Annotated in this window: 13 protein-coding genes and 3 pseudogenes; 8 read left to right on the forward strand and 8 right to left on the reverse strand. The window is 63.0% G+C overall.

Annotated features, from left to right (window positions below; genetic code table 11):
- Nucleotides 1-51: 51 nt before the first annotated feature.
- The 3 genes from BJ969_RS17325 to BJ969_RS17335 are packed head-to-tail and all read right to left on the reverse strand — an operon-like array spanning nt 52 to nt 6,009.
- Nucleotides 52-3,159: a type I restriction endonuclease subunit R gene (locus tag BJ969_RS17325; protein ID WP_184479941.1), complete on the reverse strand. Its 3,108-nt coding sequence runs from the start codon at nt 3,157-3,159 to the stop codon at nt 52-54.
- Nucleotides 3,159-4,415, reverse strand: coding sequence for a restriction endonuclease subunit S (locus tag BJ969_RS17330; RefSeq protein ID WP_184479942.1), 1,257 nt, complete (start codon nt 4,413-4,415; stop codon nt 3,159-3,161). Before BJ969_RS17330 ends, BJ969_RS17325 begins: the two co-directional genes overlap by 1 nt.
- Entirely contained in the window at nt 4,408-6,009 is a 1,602-nt protein-coding gene (locus tag BJ969_RS17335) for a type I restriction-modification system subunit M (protein ID WP_184479943.1), read from the reverse strand. Before BJ969_RS17335 ends, BJ969_RS17330 begins: the two co-directional genes overlap by 8 nt.
- Nucleotides 6,010-6,497: 488 nt before the next feature.
- Here BJ969_RS17335 and BJ969_RS17340 point away from each other — a divergent pair.
- A pseudogene (locus BJ969_RS17340) lies at nt 6,498-6,849 on the forward strand (transposase); the annotation flags it as partial.
- A 410-nt stretch (nt 6,850-7,259) separates the two neighbouring features.
- On the opposite strand, the gene BJ969_RS17345 reads toward BJ969_RS17340, so the two are convergent.
- Nucleotides 7,260-7,424 (reverse strand): helix-turn-helix domain-containing protein, encoded by a 165-nt coding sequence (locus tag BJ969_RS17345; RefSeq protein WP_184485413.1) that lies wholly within the window; start codon nt 7,422-7,424, stop codon nt 7,260-7,262.
- A gap of 781 nt (nt 7,425-8,205) precedes the next feature.
- On the opposite strand from BJ969_RS17345, the gene BJ969_RS17350 reads away from it, so the two are divergent.
- The 3 genes and pseudogenes from BJ969_RS17350 to BJ969_RS17360 all read left to right on the forward strand — a co-directional run bounded on the left by BJ969_RS17350 (nt 8,206) and on the right by BJ969_RS17360 (nt 12,190).
- The gene (locus BJ969_RS17350; RefSeq protein ID WP_184479944.1) at nt 8,206-10,392 is read left to right on the forward strand and encodes a GmrSD restriction endonuclease domain-containing protein; all 2,187 of its coding nucleotides are present in this window, start codon (nt 8,206-8,208) and stop codon (nt 10,390-10,392) included.
- Between the two features lie 15 nt (nt 10,393-10,407).
- Nucleotides 10,408-10,548, forward strand: a pseudogene (locus tag BJ969_RS17355) (IS256 family transposase); the annotation flags it as partial.
- A gap of 70 nt (nt 10,549-10,618) precedes the next feature.
- Nucleotides 10,619-12,190, forward strand: a pseudogene (locus BJ969_RS17360) (ISL3 family transposase).
- Nucleotides 12,191-12,440: 250 nt separating this feature from the next.
- On the opposite strand, the gene BJ969_RS17365 reads toward BJ969_RS17360, so the two are convergent.
- The 4 genes from BJ969_RS17365 to BJ969_RS17380 all read right to left on the reverse strand — a co-directional run bounded on the left by BJ969_RS17365 (nt 12,441) and on the right by BJ969_RS17380 (nt 14,368).
- Nucleotides 12,441-12,650, reverse strand: a complete 210-nt coding sequence (locus tag BJ969_RS17365; RefSeq protein WP_184479945.1) for a DUF397 domain-containing protein — start codon at nt 12,648-12,650, stop codon at nt 12,441-12,443.
- 9 nt (nt 12,651-12,659) lie between these two features.
- A complete protein-coding gene (locus tag BJ969_RS17370) occupies nt 12,660-12,926 on the reverse strand; it encodes a Scr1 family TA system antitoxin-like transcriptional regulator (RefSeq protein ID WP_184479946.1) in 267 nt (88 codons plus the stop codon).
- A 411-nt stretch (nt 12,927-13,337) separates the two neighbouring features.
- Nucleotides 13,338-13,529: a DUF397 domain-containing protein gene (locus tag BJ969_RS17375; protein WP_184479947.1), complete on the reverse strand. Its 192-nt coding sequence runs from the start codon at nt 13,527-13,529 to the stop codon at nt 13,338-13,340.
- Nucleotides 13,529-14,368 carry a helix-turn-helix domain-containing protein gene (locus BJ969_RS17380; protein WP_184479948.1) on the reverse strand — a complete coding sequence of 280 codons (840 nt, stop codon included), beginning with the start codon at nt 14,366-14,368 and terminating at the stop codon, nt 13,529-13,531. The genes BJ969_RS17375 and BJ969_RS17380 overlap by 1 nt, the downstream gene beginning before the upstream one ends.
- Before the next feature lie 1,694 nt (nt 14,369-16,062).
- Between BJ969_RS17380 and BJ969_RS17385 the strand changes: the two genes are divergently transcribed.
- The 4 genes from BJ969_RS17385 to BJ969_RS31015 all read left to right on the forward strand — a co-directional run bounded on the left by BJ969_RS17385 (nt 16,063) and on the right by BJ969_RS31015 (nt 18,095).
- Nucleotides 16,063-16,491, forward strand: a complete 429-nt coding sequence (locus BJ969_RS17385) for an NUDIX hydrolase (RefSeq protein ID WP_184479949.1) — start codon at nt 16,063-16,065, stop codon at nt 16,489-16,491.
- 79 nt (nt 16,492-16,570) lie between these two features.
- On the forward strand, nt 16,571-16,825 hold the full coding sequence (locus BJ969_RS17390; protein ID WP_184479950.1) for a hypothetical protein: 255 nt from the start codon (nt 16,571-16,573) through the stop codon (nt 16,823-16,825).
- Nucleotides 16,822-17,238 (forward strand): helix-turn-helix domain-containing protein, encoded by a 417-nt coding sequence (locus BJ969_RS17395; protein ID WP_184479951.1) that lies wholly within the window; start codon nt 16,822-16,824, stop codon nt 17,236-17,238. The genes BJ969_RS17390 and BJ969_RS17395 overlap by 4 nt, the downstream gene beginning before the upstream one ends.
- Nucleotides 17,235-18,095 carry a helix-turn-helix domain-containing protein gene (locus BJ969_RS31015; RefSeq protein WP_425503563.1) on the forward strand — a complete coding sequence of 287 codons (861 nt, stop codon included), beginning with the start codon at nt 17,235-17,237 and terminating at the stop codon, nt 18,093-18,095. The genes BJ969_RS17395 and BJ969_RS31015 overlap by 4 nt, the downstream gene beginning before the upstream one ends.
- Nucleotides 18,096-18,188 lie beyond the last annotated feature (93 nt).

The following is an 18,188-nucleotide window of genomic DNA, read 5'->3' on the forward strand; positions in this document are numbered from 1 at the left end:
GTGTATCCGGCGACGTAGAGTTGCTAGGTGTCTACGGTTTGACCCGCGTAGTCAGTCCACGAGGTAGTGGGCCTCGATATAGGCGACCGTGGAGTCATAAGGTTCCCCGACCGGTTTGATCTGATAGCGGCGGAAGACGGCCGCAGCGGAGCGTCGGACGGCTCGTGAGCGGGCTTCGGCGTTGTCATAGGTGCGGGTAAGGGTACGGGTGACGACCTGGTCGATCTCTTCAGCGAGTCGCTTCTCGGTGATCGAGAGCCCCTTGGGGGCGTGATCAGCAATAATCCGGGTTAAGACCCCGATCCGGTCGTCCTCGACAACCACAACCTCATCAGGCTTCTTCTGCACATCCACGACCGCCTGCGCGATCCGAAGCGCCTCGGTCAGGAACGCGAGCGCGTCCTCGGCGCCCTGGATGATCTGTTCGCGCAGTTCCCGGATCCGTTCAGCCAGCGCGACGTACTTGGCTGAGTGCTCATCGACGCCCTCGTCCAGGGCCGTCTTGATCTGGTCCAGGATCTCCTTGGCCGTCGGCGGCTCCTGGTCCTCTTTGCCGCTGCTCTTTTTATCCGCAGACCTCACCAGTGCCATGAGTTCCTTGAGAACCATGAGGCCCTGGGCGTCGAGCACGAGAGGCTCTTCCCCGGCCAAAGCGACCTGGAAGGAGTGGACGTTGGCGTTGATGATGTCGAGCACCATCGGGCCTAGGGAATCTAGTCGCTCCTTACGTTCCTCGTCGGTCGACTTCTTAAACAGGGTCACATACACCGACCCGAACAGCGCGAACGACGCCCGGTACCGGTCGATCCTGACATCGGTGGTCACGTATGGGAACAGGCGCGAGAGCAGCAGATAGTCGTTCTTGAACGCCGTCGAGACTTCCTCGTCGGCGTCGAGGAAGTCAGATATGAGGCGGAGCGACTCGTAGTCGTTGCGGTTGATGTCGAGCCCGTCGACACCGGCGAGTAGGTCCTCGATCCGGGTGAACGTGGCCCGGAACTCGTTGATGAGTTCGCCTATGTCGTCGAGGAACGTCGGCCCCTTCTCTCCGGTGCCGTCCTGGTCGTCGGTGGGATCCTTGACGGCCTTCTGGAGGGCCTCGCCGAGACCAACGTAGTCGACGATCACGCCACGGGGCTTGACCCAGCCGGTGACCGGGGAAACCCAGGTGCGGTTGGGACGGGTGATGGCCTGGAACAGGTTGTGGGCGTAGATTGGCTTGTCTAGATATAGGACGCCTTCGTTGGGGGCATCGAACCCGGTCATCAACTTCGCGGTCACGACGACGAAGCACAGCGGGTTCTCCGGGGACAGGAACCGGCGCCGCTGGTCTTCTTCCTCGGTCTCAGTGAGCCGATACACCTGCAGGGACTTGTTCTCGTTCTTCGCATCCGAGACCGAGATGTTCACCTCCGCGGTGATCGCCTCATGACGCGGCCGTCCGCCCCGCTCGTGCACGCTGGCGAGGGTCTGCTTGATGTCGTACCCGACCAAGATCTCGTTGATCTTGGCCGTATACGCGACCGCCAGTTCCCGGTTGTACGCCACGACCTGGGCCTTCATCCCGTTGCGGTACGCAGAGGAGAGGTAGTGGTCGACGATGTGCTCACAAACCTCCTGGATCCGCTCAGGGTTGGCGAACACCGAGGTCAGGCGCCCGAACTTGCGCGAGAGCACGTCCCGGTCGTGCTCATCGAGGCCCTGAACATCCGCGAACGCGTCGAACTCGGCCTGCAGTTGCTCATCATCGACGTCGAACCCGACCGGGTGAGAGTGAAGCGCCACCGGCACCGTGGCCTCATCGAGCAGGGAGCGGGTCATCGAGTAGCGGTGCATGACCCGGTTCGGGTCGGCCGGGTCGCCGAAGAGCCGGAACGTGTTGGTGTTCAGATTCTTGATCGGAGTGCCGGTCATCCCGAAGAACCGCGCGTTCGGCAACGCACGACGCATCTGGTCCGACAACGATCCTTCCTTCTCCGACTGGGTTCGATGCGCCTCATCGATCATCACGATGATGTTGTCCCGCTCCGACAGATCCTCTCCGGCACCGGCGAATTTGTGGATCGTTGTCGAGATCACCCCGGCGACGCCCGTAGAGAGCAGGTCACGCAGATCAGCTGAGGTGGCGGGCTCATGGAAGTAGTCGTCCCCCATTGCGGAGGTGAACACCCCCGATGTCTGCCGGACGATCTGGGAGCGATCGGAGAGCATGATGATCGTCGGCGACGCGGTCCGGGTGTCCTTGAGCAGCAGCGAGGCCGCGAACACCATCAGCAGCGTCTTTCCGGAGCCCTGGTGGTGCCACACGAGCCCCTTACGGCCACCCATCACGACCCTGTCGTGAATCAGATGCGCCGCCTCGCGTTGCGGGTAGCGGGGCAGGTACTTGGCGTCCGTACCGCCGCCGGCGGTGTCGAAGAGACAGAAGTTGGCCAGAATGTCGAGGACCGTGGACGGGTTGAGTAGCAGCGTCATTGACCGATGCACGTCGGCCATCGTGTCCATGGTCTCCGGGTCAGCGGTGGACCGGAACGGCTGCCAGAAGTTCGTCGGCGCACCAGCCGCCCCATACCGCAGTGTCAGCCCATCGGCGGCGATACAGAACACGTTCGGGGTGAAGTACCACGGATACTCGGCTACATAGGTGTTGTTGATGTCGTCCGCTGCGGTCCGCCACGTCGAGGTCGACGTCGGCGACTTCACTTCGACCGCCACCAGCGGGAGCCCGTTGACGTAGTACACGAGATCGAACCGGCGGGACGTCTTGCCCGGCACGCTGATCGTGACCTCGTCGGCGACGACCAGGTTGTTCTGTGTCGGGTGGTTGAAGTCGATGAACGACAGCGGATGCCACTCACCGTCCTTGTCGCGGAACTCGCGCCCACCAGCCAGCAGGTCGAGGACCTTCTCGTTCGCCGCGACCAGGCCACCGTCGACGTTGTTGACCGCCGCGACCACCTCGGCCAGGACCGTGTCGAGGTCGTAGCCGTCAATGCTGTCCGGATTGAGTTTGATGATCGCGTCGCGCAAATGAGACTCGATCACGGTCTGGGCCTTCTCGCGCGGCAGCTTCCGACCCGCCACGAAGTCCCAGCCGAGCGGGATCGACCACTCGATCATCTTGTCCTGGAACTCACGCTCCTTGACACCGTTCGCCATCAGACTGTCACCGTCTCCCCCGCAGGCAAGGTCGTCGTTGCGTCTGCGCTGTCGTTGTCGAGGTTCACGTCACCGATCTCGATCTCGCGGGTCAGCAGACCCGCCAGGAGCCGGGAGCGAAGGCGTCGCAGACGCTCCGCCTCAGTACGTAGATCCGCAGTGTCGTCCTCGATCGCTTCGAGCACTCGTGCCGCATTCGCCTGGGCTGGAGGGCGTGGTATCGGGAGTTCGATCTCCAGCAACTGTTCCGGGTTCAACCGCTTGCGTCGCTGCACGGTGCCCTTGACGCGCGACTTCATCTCCGCCCACAGGCGCGAGGAACGACACACGTGCCGCATCCAGTCCGGCAAGACCCCTTCGTCGAGTGCGAAGGTAGGGAATTCGTTGCTAGCCACGTATCCGTCGAACGCGCTCGGGATCACGGCGATCGGGCCTTCCCACGCGGTCAACTTGCGCATCACGACCTGGTTCTCGCGCAGAGTGACCATCCGCTTGTACTCGGTGCTCTCTGCGTCGAGTTCACCCTTGTCAACGAGCCCCCGACCGGCGTTGAGGACTCCAGCGAGACGGTAGGTGGACCCGATCTCGATCGGTGTCCACGAGATATCCAGGCGCATGACATCGCTCAACGGCCGGGCCGGAGCCTCCTGCCCGGCCCCGTCACCCCACAGCACGTCAACTGATCCCTCATAGAGCGTCCAGAGGGCACTCGCTTCGTGTTCCAGGGCGGTGATCTGGTCGTCAATCGCACCCATGACCTCAGCGATCCGCCTCTGAACCGGAGGAGGCGGCAGTAGAACACGCATCGCCTCGGCCCGGCTCGATCCGATGTGCTTGATATTTGTGCCACTCGCCGCCGCACGGAACGCACCGGACTCGAAGGCCCACCGGCACCACTGGAACACGAACGCAGGCTCCGAGACGCCTGGTATCGCCCGGTACCGCAATACCGTGTTCTGAAAACACACCTCTCCGTCGAGTTCGCCGTTCCAGACCGCAGCCATCCCGACAGCCGTCGCACTGGCGCTTCCTTCCGAGACGAGCACATCACCAGGCTTGAGCCCGAAGCGCTCCCGCTCGGCAGCGGTGAAGTCCATGGTCTTGACATCGGCAAAGTCGAGGGAGCCGTTGCCGACGTTGGCGGAGCGTAGGTATGGGGTCATGTTGGGGCCGGTCGCTCGCTGAGGTGAGCGTTGGCGTCCCATCAGGATCGAGAACACCTCGCTTGCTGGAATCTCCGACCAGCCCTCACTCATCGAGGCCCTCGATCCCGGCCTCGGCGAGCACCGTCAGCATGTGCTTCTCGGTGCGCTGGCGCTGTGCTCGCGCGACGTTGTAGGAGGCGACCAGTGCACCCAGGTCGGCGGCCTCCTGGGTTTCGGCCTCGATGTAGCGCTCGATGCTGAGATCGAACCCGTTGGTCTTGATCTCATCGAACTCGACGAATCGTGTCGGCACCCTGCCGCGTCCGCCATCCGGGTCGCCCCCGGAGAAGTAGGCGGCGACTGTGTCCTCGATGTCGGCGCCGGTCATGGTATTGCGGTTCTTGCCCTTCACCGACCGCGCGGACGCATCGACGAATAGCACACCGTTGCGGCGTTTCTCGATCTTGGTTCCTGGGGCACGGAAGAGCAGGATACAGGTGGGGATCGTGGTCGAGTAGAACAGTTTGTCCGGCAGCCCGATGACTGCTTCGAGAAGGTCCTCTTCCAGGGCCTTCTGTCGGATCGCAGCAGGGGAGCCGCCGCGGAACAGGACCCCGTGCGGCAAGACGACTCCGGCTCGTCCACCAGCCGGTTTCATGGAGGCGATCATGTGCTGGACGAAGGCCCAGTCGGCGGTCGCCATCGGTGCGACGCCGCCAAACGCTCGCGACTCAGACGCTTTCCAGGGGTCCCACTTCATTCCGTAGGGCGGGTTGGCCACGACCACGTTGAACTGCGCGACCGACCCGTCAGGCTGCTTGAAGACGGGCTTTTTGAGCGTGTCACCAACCTCGATTTGGAACTGGGTCAGGTTGTGCATGAACAGGTTCATGCGCGCCACACCGGCGGTGTCGGGAACCGAGTCCTGTCCGTAGAGGTGGAGCGAGTAGCCGCGCCCACCGCGGGCCTTCAACTGGCCCGCCGCGGCAATGAGCATGCCTCCGGAGCCGCAGGTGGGGTCATAGACCGACTCGAAGTTCTCGGGCTTGAGAATGGTCACGATCAGGTTGACGACCTCACGCGGGGTGAAGAACTGCCCCGCCCGCGTCCCGGCCCCATCCGAGAATCGTTTCAGCAGGTACTCGTACGCGCCGCCGAGCACATCGTGGGACATGTTGTCCTCGTGCATGCGCGGGATGCGGTTCATCGCCTGCATCACACCAGTGAGCACACTGGAGTCGAGGGTCGCGGTCCAGTCCAGGGCACCGAACAGTTTCGAGAACTTGTCCGGGTTCGCGGTCTCGATCGCGCGCAGCGCGGTACGAACCCTGGCCCCAAGCCCCGGCTGCGTGACCGTGGCCAGGACGGCCGACCAGGAAGCACGCGTCTCGCCGACCTTGCCGCGCTCGATGAACGGGATCTCGAACGATTGGTAGTCGCGGTACTCGATCTCGTGCGCTTCCTCCACCGAGAGCACGTCGGGAAGTTCCTTGTTCTCCTCGACGAACTGGTCGTGGTTGTGGTCCCACGTGTCGGAGAGGTACTTCCAGAACATCAACGGGAAGATGACCGAGGCGTACTGGGCCTCGGCCATCGCGACGCGAAGTTCATCAGCAGCCGCCCAGAGTAGGCCCTCGATCTCCTGCTGGGTGATGTGCTTGTGGGTGGTGTTCGGGGCGGGCTCGTTCGCCTCAGTGGACGACATGCGTTGGTGTTCCTTGAATGCTGCTCGACAACGGTGTGGAACCCATCATTGCGTACCGCACCGACAAGGCGCGTGAAGACCGGCCGAAAGCAACCCCGCGAGCACCCTCTGATCGGCTGTCCCGGGCGCCGACCGTCCGCCCGATATCCGCGTCGCTGCTCGCCACGCCGCCGGATCTTACCCAAACCCGAGCAGCCTTCGGTAGGCTTGCCGACCTCCTCATACCCAAGATCAGGTAACCTGTGGCGCCATCCGACGCAACCCACAAGCGGACCGGCAGCGCCACCCAGCCCCACGCTACTGGCGGGGTCAGCGCACCTCCACGTCCGCGGAGGACAGGGCGACCTGCTCGTCGCGTCGAATCCCCCGGCCGGATCACCTTTACGTGCGTGGAGAGCACACTCCGCTACCGGGACTTTTAGTACAACAACGACAGGGTGTGACTTGATAGCCGATCATGGTAATTGATCTTGGTCTTGACTGACACGATGGTCGAGTGGTCGGGGGGTTCGAGGCGTTCTGCGGCCGGTTTCCCCGGGCGGAATCCCCGGGCGGAATCCCCGGCGGCAGATGCGGTGGCCTTACGTGCGGGGACTGTTGCGGAGCGCAAGAACGGGTGGACGCTGGCGGAGACCGCTGGAGACGCAAGTCCCGAGCGAATGCAGCGACTGCTGAACTGTGGCTGTGGAATGCCTCGGAGATTTTGATTGTGGTGTATTGATTGCGGATCAGACTGGATTTGTCAAGAAGGACGCCAAGTCGGCGGGTGTGGCCCGTCAGTATTCGGGAACGGCGGGCCGGATTGAGAATTCCCAGATTGGCGTGCTTCTGGCGTACGCGATCCTCCCGTGCCTGCCACTCGGCCACCCGCTCCCAACCGGTCTGGAGCCGCCCCGGCGGCACCCACTCCTCCCGGCCTTCGTAGGCATCATCGAGAAAAACCACCCTCACCCGCGGCGGCCGAGAAGTACCAAGTCGCCGGACTTCGACACACGTCGCCGACTCGCGGGCACCCCTGCGGTACACCCACCGCTGACCGACCACGAGCGCAATCCCGTCAGCCCCGCACAACACCGGAGCCGACCCGCCCGCACCCTGTGAGGACTTCGCCACCCCTCCACCATCGCAGAATCAGCAGTTGCCCAGCGAAACGACGACAGTCTCGACAGATCCTGACTCCTACACCTAGCGCCGGGCCGCCCGCATACTCGACCCACCCGGCTGGGTCGCATTGACAACACCTCGAAGCGCTATTCCGCCCGACTGCGAAGAGTGCGGACGTACTCGTCGAGCGCTTCAGTAGGGACCCTGCGGGAACGCCCGATCAGCACAGTCGCAAGTTCACCAGACTTGATCAACGCAAAGACGGCTGTACGGCCAACAGCCAGGCGCCGGGCAACTTCCTCGGCCGTCAGGCATCAACCGCGGCCCCTCACCCCGACCACGCTTCGAACCCTCTGCCCCGGACAGCACATCGGCATCCGCAAGCCGTTCAGTCACAGCAGCCGCCACCATCGTCGCGAAACCGTGGACAAGAGCATCCAGATCTACCGATCCGGATCCACCTTTTCCTTGCTCACTGGCAGGCTTCAACATTGTCGCCTCCGGTTCACGTGAGAGCTGGTCAACACACCTCGCGGCAAGCCTGGGCGAAACGGTGCCGCTGCTCGCCCACGCCCACGCCCACGACTGACCGGCACCCTTATCCAAGATCCCCGTGAGCGCCAATCCCAAACCTGGAGCAGCTCCAGGCGGACCACTAGAACACCCCGGAACCGACCGCGCCACAGCACACCGGACTCACGTCGCCAACTTCCTCCTTACAAATGACCAGTCGGCCCTCCAAGCCAGATATCCCTGGGCCCCCGAGCGGCGTTGTGAGCCAATCGTCGTACCCACTGACGATCACTGTTGATCATGTTTGTTCACGGCAGCACAACCGGCAGCGTCAGGCCGATGTGGTACAAGTAGGTCGTCTCAACAAGTATCTCTTATCCGTTGTCCAGTTCGGTTTCGACGGGAGCGCGCCGGCAGGGCTCGTTCGTCAGACTGATGCCCCAGCCCGCCACTGAGGCGGCGCTGCATGGCGCAACGCCAGAACCTGCTCGCTGCCTGTACCCCATTCAGCGGGGTGACGAACCAGCGCATCTTTGCTAGAAGTTGATCAGACGGAGCACATGCAATGAGGGGTACAACGTGGCCGACGCGCCGATTCAGGGACACTCCTATACAATACATCAGCTCTTCTCTGGAGATCGCACCTTCCAGGTAGACAACTATCAGCGCGAGTACAGCTGGGACCAGCGCGATGTTGCTACTCTCGTCCATGATCTCCACCAGAGCTTTAGGAAATCCTGGGATCCCACGCATGGCCGACGAGAAACCGCCGAGTACCATCCGTATTTTCTCGGCCCATTTGTCTACGTTGAGTCCGGTGAAACCACTATCCTCGTGGACGGCCAGCAGCGTATCACCACCCTGCATCTCCTCCTCATACATCTTTATCGGCTAATGAAAGACCGAGAAGAATTTGAGGAGGCCAGCAAGCTTTCCAATCTAATATCCACGTCTAGCTATGGCGAGACAACATTTACCGTGCATGCTCCAGAGAGAGACGAGTTACTACGGTCACTCGTCGACTGGTTACCATACGAGCTTCCCGGAGAGCCAAGTCCGTCCGTGCGCAACCTGTATGAGCGAGCACAGGACCTGGAGGAGGATTTCCCCGACGAACTCTCCGGTGAAGCCTTACTGCACTTCACTGACTGGCTACTCACACGAGTTTGCATGGTCGGAATCAAGGCACACAGCAATCAGCACGGCTGGGAAATTTTCGTCACCATGAACGACCGTGGTGTTCGTCTAACCCCGATTGACCTATTAAAAGGTCATCTCATCGAGAAAGCCCATCAGGATTCGATTGACCTGAACGCTGAGTGGCGCGAGATGCTCGCCCAGCTCTCCACACTCGGCATGCGAACCCCCGGTGAATTCATCGAGACTCTTCTGCTGGCGAAGTACGCCACGATCGACGACGAAAACGACCGTGCCGCTGTCATTGGTGCCAGTCATGAGTGGGTCCGAACCCACGCCGATCGCATTGGTTTGCGCAATTCCGAGGACTACCGAAAATTCCTCAAAATCACCATTAACAACTTGGCCCGCCGCTACCAGACCCTTGTCGCAGCAGCACGGAGCCAGGACCCTGACTTCGCAGCCATCAGGTATAATGCCGAGAACGGCTTGAGTAAACAGTACTTGCTCGTCATGGCTGCCATCGAACCTACCGACACAGAAACAGAATTCCGAAGCAAGGCCACGTTGATTGCATCATTCCTGGATCTCGTCTACCTACGGAAGCTCGTGAACGGAACAGTTAGCCGACCAAACGAGCTTGATGACGACATCTACGAACTCGTCCGCGAACTCCGAGGAATCGGCCCCACCGATAATCTCCGCAGTTCCCTGTCAAGACATATCGCCGAGTTAACCGACGAGTTCAATGGCATGACAAACTTTGGCCTGCAAGACAACCGGCGTCACATACGATATCTACTGGCAAGATTGACCGCTTTCGTCGAATCAGAGTGCGAAACCGATCGCGATGAACTCAGCGAGTTCGTCAGATACGTCGGCGGCGAAAGGCCTTTCGAGATTGAGCATATCTGGGCCAACAAGTTCGAACGTCATCAAGCTGAAACTAAAACGGAAAAGACCTTTTATTCGATTCGCAACAGGTTAGGCGGACTCCTGCTCCTGTCGAAATCTGACAATGCCAGCTTCAACGACAAGACTTACCAGGAAAAGCTGCCGTTCTATTTTCGGCAGAATACGTTAGCTCGATCACTAAACAAGAGCAGCTACGAACATTACTCAATGTATCGAAAGTTCCGCAAAAAATACAACCTAGATAAGATCATGACGCACTATGATGATTTCACCAAAGAGTCAATAGAACAACGACAGCAGCTCTACATAAGACTGTGCGAGATTATCTGGTCCCCTGAGCGACTCGGATTCTCCATCCCGAAAAATGTCGCCCCTCAGCGTCGGCGAGCGCGGCGCACACGTGCCAACTATGACGTGTCGCTAAACGACCTGCTCGCAGCTGAGTTCATCAATCCTGATGAGCAGATCGTAGGCGCACACAAGGGAACGGATCATAATGCGCGCTTGCTCAGCGATGGCAAGATTCAACTGAGCACTGGCGAGCTTTTCCCCAGCCCCTCGCGTGCAGCGATGTATGCAGTAAGCCGACAATCGTGCAACGGGTGGACTTTCTGGAGACTCGCGCGGGACCCCTCCCAGAGTCTCGCCGACGTACGCGCGCAAGCGCTCGCCTCCGGAAGACTGGATAACAACCGGCAGCTCCCGATGCAGTAACCCAGGTGGGTCAACATTCGGTGCCTGTACCTCGTCGCCCGTAGCCTGGACCCCACCGGCACCGGACGAGCGCGATGGACCCAACGCTGGAAACCCGTGATCAACGCCTTCTCGATCACCTTCAGCGACCGCTGGCCAGCCGCGGAAACCTACTAACCCCACCGCCGAAAACACCGTTCAAGCGGCTCTGGCCCGGATTCGGTGGTGACGATGCGTGTCGGATTTGGTGCTGTGCCAGGGTGAACGCCGTGCGTTTGGTGATCAACTTCTTGCGTTGGTGTTCGCGGGGCTGTCGTGCCTGGTCCTCGATGGTGTCGATGATGAGGCCGGGGTGCTCGTGGTGCGGGCATCGACGCGGCCAGGGCCTGCGGCCAGGGCCTGTGGACTGCCCGGACTGCGGGGTGGCGACGGGGCGGGTGCACGGTTATGTCGTCCGGCAAGTGGCCGATGTGCCGGTCGATGGACGGCGAGTGCTGATACGGCTGCAGACTCGACGGATGCGCTGCGGGCGTCTCGGGTGCGTGCGGCAGACGTTCCGTGAGCAACCTCCCCGCCTCGTGCAGCGATATCAGCGTCGAACTGTTCGGCTGGCCGCGCAGGTGGGCAGCGTTGCACGGGAATTAGCCGGCCATGCAGGTGCCCGGGCCGCCCTGGCCGCTGTCGGTGTGGTGGTGTCGAGGCAAACCGCGTTGCGCGCGTTGCTGCAGTTGCCGTTGTCGGCCAGGTCGGTGCCCCGGGTGATCGGGGTGGACGACTTTGCCCTGCGTAAGCGGCAACGCGACGCCACCGTGATCATCAATGCGGAGACAGGCGAGCGGGTTGACGTGTTGCCAGGCCGCAAAGCAGAGGTGCTGGAGGCCTGACTTCGGGAGCATCCCGGTGTGGAGGTTGTGTGTCGAGATGGTTCGGCCACCTATGCCCAGGCGATCCGTCGATCCCTGCCCGACGCGGTGCAGGTTGGCGACCGTTGGCATCTGTGGCACAACCTCGCCGAGGTCGTGTTGAAGGAGGTCGCCGCGCACAGCACCTGCTGGGGCAAGACCGGTCCGCCACTGCGGGAGGGCGCGCGGGCAGAGACCACCCGCCAACGCTGGCAACAGATCCACGACCTGCTCGACCACGGCGTGGGGCTGCTCGAAATCGCACGCCGGCTGAACCTGGCATTAAACACAGTGAAGCGCTACGCCCACATCGATCAACCCGACCAGCTTGTTCGTGCACCGCAGTACCGGCCGACCCTCGTCGACCCATTTCGCGACTACCTGCGCGGCCGCCGCCGCGAGGACCCGGCCGTTCCCGTGCATCAGTTGCTGGCAGAGATCAAACAGCGCGGCTACCCCGGAAGCCACAATCTGTTGTATCGCTACATCACCCAAGGACGAGTCGAATCCGACCGGCCAGCGATCTCTCCGAAGCAACTCACACGCTACCTGCTCACACGCCCGGACAAGCTCCAAGTTCACCAGCGAGAACGACTCGAAGCCACCACGACCGCTTGCCACGAGATGACGGTACTGGCCGCCCTCGTCGGCGACTTCGCGGCTCTGCTCGCCCCGGCCGCCGGCAACGATGACCGTCTTACCGATTGGATCGACCAAGCACGAGCCGAGGATCTACCCCACCTGCACGCTTACACCCGCGGACTCGAATTCGACCGCGACGCCGTCAACGCCGCCCTCACTCAGCCATTCCACAATGGACGAACAGAAGGAATGAACACCAAACCAAGATGATCAAGCGCCAGATGTACGGCCGCGCAGGCTTCCCCCTCCTACGTCACCGCATCCTGCTCGGCTGACGCCACCCAGCGCTACCACCGAATCCGGGCCAGAGCCGTTCAAGCGATAGACCCCAGCGCTCACGGGCGTCCCCGGAGAGTATCCGTCGCTCGCCGCCTGGCCGAACGCGACGGTAAATGAGCTCGCGGACTTGCAGTGCCCACCTACTGCCCGTGCAGGACGTGACGCCTGACGATGGAAGCAACGGCACGCGAAAAACCCACCCAACTTGTTGGCTCCGGGTGGGTCGGGTGCCGTAGTAGCTCGGGGTCAGCGGTTGAACGTTCCGCCCTTGATGGCCAGCAGGAACGTGGACCAGCCCGCGGTGGCGAAGGGCAGGACGGGACTTGCCTCACCGAGTTTGCTGTCCCGGACGCCCGTGATCGACGGGATCGTCGCGACCTCGACGCACGCTCCCCCACCGCCGTTGCTGCGGTTGCTCTTGTGCCAGGTCGCCTGACTAAAGTCTGGGGCGTTCATGCTCGCTCCCTATCGTGCCCGCAGGTCTTCAGCGAGCGACGTGATGAACTCAATCGACGCCGCCGGGGCCAGCGCCTTGTCCTGTAGAGCGCCAAAGTTCAGGTTATACGACTCCAGTTCGTCGGAGTCCTCCACAAAGACGCACCCGGTCAAGTGATCAGCGAAGGCGACATCGGGTTCGTCTGGTCCGGCAAAGCTCAAGATGATGAAGGGTTCGCCGAGCGGTGGCACGGCACCTGCGCTGAAGGGGAGTATCTGCATGGAGATGTTGCTCAATTCGGACGTGGTGTTGCGCTTGGGGGCATTTGGGGCTACTGGTACGCGATGAAGGGGCGGTACCCTCGATGGGAACCGCAGGCGTAGCTCGTGATCGGCTACGAGGGACTACGTGAACCTGCTGGCTCGATGAAAGGGTGGTTCCCGAAGGGAACCGCGGTGCCTGAGCGGGTGCGGCCGATGAGCAGGATGTGGCGAACCCTCTCGCATACACCACTCGAGCCGGTCAAACTTTTCACGGATGCAGGGCGCGGCGTGCACCTTCCGCCCGCTCACGAAAGCCGAGCGGGCGCACGCCTCGGGACGATGCAAGAAAGTCCGCCCGGCACGACGCCGGGCGGACTTGAGGTTGCGGCGACTTACGCAGTGGCCAATCGGCACGACATCTACTCGGTTACCGCATCGGCTCGATCAGATGTCGTAACGCCCTGTCTTGATCGCGTTAACGAACGTGGTCCACTGCTTGCTGGTCGCAACGAAATACCCGGCGGCGCGGTCCTTCGTGTCCCGCAGGGCTCGTGCGCCCTCGGCGAAACCAACTTCGACACAGTTTCCCCCGCTAGTCCCGCTGCGGCTTGATTTTTTCCAGTTTGCGAACTTCACTACGTTTCCTTTCGCATATGACGGTCGGCGTGCTCTTCAATCAAGATGGCCGAATCGGCTACACCGAGAGCCTTCGATTCGATGTGCTCGACAGTCTCGACAAATGGCTTTACTTCTTCGGTTTCATCGAGCAAGAATCCAGCGTTGCTGGCTTCGGCATGCACGTTGACCGTGCCATTGGGCAACTTGAGCAGCATGAACTGCCCGTCCAGTCCGCGGTGCACACCGATGCTCAACGGGATCAGATGAATCGAAACGTTAGGGCGCCGCCCAACGCTCAGAAGATGTCGAAGCTGCTCGGCCGTCGTCAAATGACCTCCAACAGGGCGAAGGAGTACTGCTTCATCGACGTAGGCGGTAAATTGAACTGGGTCGGCTCGTTCAAGTACGTCTTGGCGGTTCTGTCGCACGGCTACAGCATCCGAAATTTGATGAGCTGGCATCGCTTCGTCAAGCAAGGCACGCGAGTAAGATCGAGTCTGAAGCAAACCAGGAATCAAAGTGTTTGCTACGTCTACGATAGTTTTCGCTCGTTGCTCTACTTCGATTAGCTCAGTAAGCACGGCAGGCAAACCGTGCCTTGTCTCCCACCACACGGGCTGGTCCAGCTCCCGCGTCATCTTGAGAAGCTGCTCGCGCTCGGGGCCGACTACGCCAAGTGCAACTAGCAAGGCGGAGACATCAGCCTCGGTGATCCCTTGTTCGGCCAGTTCAACCCGGCTCACCTTGACTCTTGACCAGCCGACTTCTTTGCCTATCGCTTCCAGGCTTTTGCCGAGGGACTCTCGCTTGCTGCGCAGCTCCCGACCGAGCGCCCGTGCGCGTGGTGTCTGAGGCATACCTCGAAGCGTAGACGTAGGGCAGACGTGGCCAGGTTCCCCCAATCGGTGTATTGAGAGCTCTCACGTTGGAGTGGGAATCTCTCAGGTGAATCTGGGAATGACCATTGTCACATGGGAAGGTGGACGCCAGACATGGGCCGCCTCAAGTCGACCGCTGTGTTCTGGGTGGTGCGGCGTGGCGGCTTGGTGCGGCACGCGATCACGGTGTCCCCGTGTGCACACGCCCCGAACAGTGCAGTTGAGGGTGCGTGTGGTGCGGCGGTGACGTTGCGGTTGCCGACGCCGAACGATCGCGTGCCGAAGACCCGGACGGTCACTGCTCGGTGCGCTGAGTGCACCGCCGCCGTAGGGCGGCTGGGTGCGCGCGATGTCGTCTGGGATTCCTGACCGGCCAATTGCGCGTCTCGGGATGGCGGGCGCGGAGGGTGATCGGTCGTTTCGGTGCGACGAGATCCGAAAGAAGGGAGAAGGAGATGGGGACGGTCTGGAGCCGGTGGTGGCGCCGGTCGAGATCAGCGGGTTTTGCACGTCGGTGTGCGACGGCGAGAAGGGAGAGGTGGCGGGATGTCGGGGCTGGTGATGGTGCTGTTGGTCGTGGTGCTGGTGGTCGTGGCGCTGGTGGTGACGGCGTTGACGATGTACGCGTAGCTGCGCTTCCCGGGCCGGTGTGGGTGCGGTTGATACGGGGTTCGCAGTGGCACCGGGCGGGGGCCGAATGTGGTCCGCGTTCGGGTGCGGTGACGGAATTTTCCGGAGTGTGTCCGCCGCGCGCGGGCGGGTATGTGATCTGCCTGGACTGCGCGTACGTGTCCGGTATCGCAGAGCAGGCGGCGACCTATGTGCCGGAGCAGCCTGCCGAGCGGACCACCGAGATCCCTGTGGTGCCGGAGGAGTGCGCGGACTTGGGTGCGGCGGTGTTGGCGGGGCCGTGGGCCTCGGTCGCGCCGGGTCGGCACCGAGCCGACGGGCCGACCGGCCAGATCCCCCGCGTGCCTGCGCACGCGCGATCGAGGCCGTCTTGGTCTCTCAGCAATGTGGGCGTGGAAGCTCCCGGCAGCTGGTACCTGCCGGGGACGTCCACGCCCAGTGGCGAGGGTATCGCCTCGGCCGCCTGACGTGCCCAGGCCCCGAAAGTTCTTCGATCGAATCGAGGTTTTTCCGATGTCCCCAGCAACACCCGTATCCACTTCCGCCTCGGCCGCTCCGAGCGCGAGGGAGCTGGTCGAGCACGCCCAGCAGGTACAGGACCGGCTCAAGACCGTCCTCGAAGATCTGCCACGTTCCGGGGTGGTGACCGAGCGGGACTGCACTCGCCTCGCTGCGTCGCTCCGCGGTTTGGCGAAAGCCTTCGACCGCCACGCCCCCACCTGCCCTGCTTCCGCGCCGATCGAGCCTGCGCCCGGTACGCGCGGCCGTGCATGGGTGTACCCGGGGCAGCAGCGGTAATCGGTAATCGATCTCCCGGCGCGGGCTGGACATGGCAGTCCGTTGCCGGGTGGCCCGGCACCTGACGAGCCCCTCGGCGGGTGCCGGTGGCGGGCGGGGTCTGTGTTTCCCCGGACACGCCCCGCCCACCCCGGCCGCACAGCCCGCCGCCCTGCCGGTTGTGCGGCCGGGTCCCGCCCCGAAGCCCTATGCGGCTACCGGTTCTTTGTCCCGTGTCGTTTGTCGTTGTGCGAAAAGAGCTATCAATGGGTCCTGATCCGCCGCCCTCGATTCACGCCCAGGTTCGGGCGCTGTTGACCCGCCAGGCGGGCCGGGAGTGGTTACTGCTGCCCGCACGGGACGCGAGGTGGCGGCTGCCGGGCGGATCGGTCCGAGAGGGTGAAACCCCCACTGACGCAGCCTGCCGGGTTCTGTACGAGGAAGCCGGGCTGACCACTGCGGAGGAACCGAAACTCGGCGCGCACATCTGGGATGCGGCGTCGTTCGGCGGCGGGCCGGTCACGATCACCTACGTCTTCGCCGTGACCGCCGCGAACAACCTGGCCCCGCCCGGGGAATGGGTCGATCGCCGCGGAGCGGTCACCTTGCTCGACCCCGACGACATGATCAGCCTCGCCGACCTCGCCGACGGACTCCGTGTCCCGAGGGTGCACTACCAGGAACACCTGCCCTGACCGAGGTCGTGCCGGCCGCCTCGCGCAGACCTCGCGTCCTCGCCCGTCGGCGCGCTCCGGTTGAACAGAAAGAAATTCAATGACGGCTAAGACTCCCGGGCTGCCCTGCGCCTGGCATTACCACCCGGGCCGCGACATCACGCTGCGATGGGCGCGCCCCGACGGTCACTTCACGATCCATGCCGGTGATCAGCGCGGCAAGCACAGCAACCACACCCAACTCGACACCGTCCACGTCTCCCCACCCTGGCAGGACGACCACGACGTCGCCCGTAAAGCCGCCGATTGGGCCAAAAACAACCCGCACACACCCCAGGTCGGAGGACACCTGTGATCGACCTGTACCCGAACAGGATCGCGACGCTGAGGTTGCGCGCTGAACTTTCGGCTACCGAGCTCGAGGTGGCACGGCTGGTGGCGTGCAACCTGCCCAACATGGACATCGCGACGTCGCTGTGCCGCAGCGAAGACACCATCAAAAACCGCCTCGTACGCCTGTTCCGCGCCACCGGCGCGAGCACCCGGCCGCAGTTCGTGGTGTGGATGTACGAAACCGGACACGTCCTGCCCGGACTGCCCCGCCTGCCCGAAGCCCCACTCCGGCCCCGACACCGCACCAGCACGCCTCTCACCGCCGAAGAAGCCGCCGCGCTGAGCCTGCCCGCCCTACGCCATCAGCTCGCCGCCACCCGCACCGAACTCGACACCCTGGTCACCTTTGTCGACCCCCACCGGGAACGGACATGAGCTCCGCACTTGGTGAACCCCGTCCCGGTCGCGCACCGACCCCAGCGCGCACCTCTCCCGAATCTCGCCAGCATCACCTCGCCTACCTGCACCAGCAGGCCACCCCTGGTCCACACCGCGCACCCGAGCAGGTCGCCGGGTGGATCGGGGACCACCGGAACCTCGTCTTAGCCGGGGTACGTCTGGGCACCGCCCCTGAGCTGGGTGCGGCTGCTGCGCAGCTGGCGCTCGCGGTGTGGCGCCACGCCGGGCAGGTGCCGGACCCGGCCTGGCAGGCCGCTCTCGCGCACGCGGGGGAAGAAGCCGCGATCACCGCCCGCCAACCCGCAGTCGTGGCCGAACTCTGCGAACACAGCGCCCGCACCTGGCAGAACACCGACCCGGTCACCGCCGAGAGCCAGTGGATTCGAGCACTCACGATCCGGCTGCGCCTGCCCGTCAACGACGCCCTGCTGACCACGGTCGATGCACTCACCCAGCTCTACGCCCTGCGCCACCGCTGGCCCTTGGTCCTGGACCTCAACCTCTGGCTCCTCGACTACTGCGCGGACCACGGCCACCTCGCCGGAGCAGTCCACGCCCACCTCGCCCTCGCTCACGCCCGCTCCCACGCCGAACGCTCCGCCTCAGCCCACGAACACCTCGAACCACATGAGGAATCCCCCATGCACGAAGCAAATACCCCACACCGGCGACACTGCGGTCTCGAACGCGTCCAGCTCGCCCAGCAGCTCAAAGCTTCCTACGAGAACGGCGCCACCATCCGGTCTCTGCGCGCGGAGACCCAGCTTTCCTACGGCAAGGTCCATCGCCTTCTGGCAGAAGCGGGCACGACCTTCCGCTCCCGAGGGGGCTAGCGCCTCCACTCGAACTGACCCCGGACCCGTCCCCCGTGCCTGCTGGCCGAAAGCGACGTCCCCGCCGTGCTCCGGCACCTCGACCAACCCGAC

The organism is Saccharopolyspora gloriosae (assembly GCF_014203325.1).
GTDB lineage: Bacteria > Actinomycetota > Actinomycetes > Mycobacteriales > Pseudonocardiaceae > Saccharopolyspora_C > Saccharopolyspora_C gloriosae.

What these genes read in the sequence shown, in the direction of transcription:
- BJ969_RS17325 (WP_184479941.1), bottom strand. Translation starts at nt 3,159, where the DNA reads ATGGCGAACGGTGTCAAGGAGCGTGAGTTCCAGGACAAGATGATCGAG.
- BJ969_RS17330 (WP_184479942.1), bottom strand. Translation starts at nt 4,415, where the DNA reads ATGAGTGAGGGCTGGTCGGAGATTCCAGCAAGCGAGGTGTTCTCGATC.
- BJ969_RS17335 (WP_184479943.1), bottom strand. Translation starts at nt 6,009, where the DNA reads ATGTCGTCCACTGAGGCGAACGAGCCCGCCCCGAACACCACCCACAAG.
- BJ969_RS17365 (WP_184479945.1), bottom strand. Translation starts at nt 12,650, where the DNA reads ATGAACGCCCCAGACTTTAGTCAGGCGACCTGGCACAAGAGCAACCGC.
- BJ969_RS17380 (WP_184479948.1), bottom strand. Translation starts at nt 14,368, where the DNA reads ATGCCTCAGACACCACGCGCACGGGCGCTCGGTCGGGAGCTGCGCAGC.
- BJ969_RS17385 (WP_184479949.1), top strand. Translation starts at nt 16,063, where the DNA reads ATGGGTCCTGATCCGCCGCCCTCGATTCACGCCCAGGTTCGGGCGCTG.
- BJ969_RS17390 (WP_184479950.1), top strand. Translation starts at nt 16,571, where the DNA reads ATGACGGCTAAGACTCCCGGGCTGCCCTGCGCCTGGCATTACCACCCG.
- BJ969_RS31015 (WP_425503563.1), top strand. Translation starts at nt 17,235, where the DNA reads ATGAGCTCCGCACTTGGTGAACCCCGTCCCGGTCGCGCACCGACCCCA.